Source organism: Arthrobacter sp. Y3225116 (genome assembly GCF_059091245.1).
Window position 1 is genome coordinate 1 of record NZ_JBNHGL010000575.1, and the last position, 391, is coordinate 391.

The 391-nt window shown below is 74.2% G+C and carries 1 protein-coding gene; it reads right to left on the reverse strand.

Annotated features, from left to right (window positions below; genetic code table 11):
* Positions 1-391: hypothetical protein (locus tag AC5RV2_RS19030; RefSeq protein WP_494093622.1), on the reverse strand; the 391-nt coding region annotated here is incomplete at both ends.

Below are 391 nucleotides of genomic sequence, written 5' to 3' on the forward strand. Positions count from 1 at the left end.
GCCGTGGTCCGGCGCGCGAAGGTGTCGCCGCTGCCGAAGTCTTTGCCGACGGCGAGCACGCGGTTGTCGGGCTCCTGGCGCAGGAAGTCGATGGTCTCGCTGCCGCGCCGCGGGTCTGCGTGCGGGTCCTGGAAGACCCGGGCGCCTGCCGCTTCGACGACCGCCAGGGTCGCGGGATAGTCCCGCCCGCCGTCCTTGGCCGTCAACACCGAGACGGCCGCGGGCTCCTCGGCACGCTCGGGCGCCGCCACGTCCCCGTCCGGGGGCAGGATTTCCGCGTCCGTCAGCAGCGATGCCCACGCCTCGAGGCCGCGGTCCGGGTCGGCGTCGGACCCCGTCGATGCGGTATTCAGGGCCGCTGAGCCGGGAATGGCCGAGGCGGTGGATCCAG